This window comes from Catelliglobosispora koreensis DSM 44566 (assembly GCF_000379685.1).
Lineage (GTDB): Bacteria > Actinomycetota > Actinomycetes > Mycobacteriales > Micromonosporaceae > Catelliglobosispora > Catelliglobosispora koreensis.
On record NZ_KB903280.1, the window covers coordinates 1 to 1,171 of the forward strand.

General features: G+C 68.0%; 1 protein-coding gene. It reads right to left on the minus strand.

Annotated elements, in window-relative coordinates; genetic code table 11:
• A partial coding sequence (locus A3E1_RS0125600) for a hypothetical protein (protein ID WP_020523642.1) occupies positions 1-658 on the minus strand: 658 nt, incomplete at its 3' end.
• Between the last annotated feature and the right edge of the window lie 513 nt (positions 659-1,171).

A 1,171-nucleotide genomic window follows, 5' to 3' on the forward strand; every position in this document is an offset into this window, starting at 1 on the left:
ATGTTTCCTCGCCGCCGAAGGGGGCGAAGTCGCGCACCGGGACACGGCGGGCCTGTTTGCCCGCCGCAGTTTCTACCGGGACGCCATCGCCGCTCCATACTGGGCGGTGGGTCCAGTCGGCCAGTTCGATGCGGTATTCCGGATCGGACAGTTGCAGTGCCCCAGCAGCCACAGCGGCCAGCGCGAAGGCGGGCATGTGCTGCCACGGCACCTGGTAGAGATGGGCGTGCTGTTCATGGCAGACCGCCGCGAGACGGTCGAGGATGTTGCCGAAGACAGGCTTTTTGCCGAAAGCCCGCCGGTCGGTGCGCCGTACTCCGATAGCTTCACGCAGGGCGGTCATCCTGCGGTCGCTATCTCCGTCACTGACGCGCACGATCGCCAGCAGACCGGGATCGGCCGGGTCCGGATACAGGCCAACCTCGGCGGTGTGCGGATAAAGCGCCACGACGGCATGGTGCAATGCCACGCCGCAGCTGATGGTGAGCATCCGGCCGGTGGGGTCGACGGCCCGCAGCTGGCGGCTGTGGTCAGCGCGCAGTTCAAGCATTGCGCCGTGGATCACCCACCGCCACGGCTGCGTGTTGAAAATCGATGGGGCGGCCAGGGCGAGCCGGGCCGCCTCAGCGAGAGTTGCGGTGGTGGCGTGCCTGCCCATGTCTTAGCTCCCCTCAACTCGGTGTGCGTACGAGCTGCGGGCTTGCTGGCTCATACCCTGTAGCATCCCGCCGCAACCGAGCCGGTGGCAGTGCCGCCCGGCCCCCAGTGACCGGGACTTTCGGCCCTGCGCCACAGCACTACGGAAGCGGTGAACGGGCCTTCGAGCACGTGGCACTGCACCACGGTGGCCGTTATGAGCCTTCGCCGCCCAGGCCGGGTAAACGGGGCCTCCTGGATTCGCGATGGTGACGGCGATCACGGTCTTTCGGCCTGGCGGTTACAGGGCGATGTCCCCTGCTGGGCAGCCGCCAGGTGGGCAAGCCTCGTACCGGCACCAGATTTCCCGGGTGGGTGGAGGCGAACGAGGTATGGACACGATGTTGAGGCTGGTTGCGAAGCCAGTGGCGGTGGAGTCGCCGGGGCGGCGGTGGCAGTGGCATGCGTGGGCCAATGGCCTGGTGCTGGTGTGGCTGGCGGCAAGTGCTGGCCTGGCTGCCGCAGCTGCGGCGGG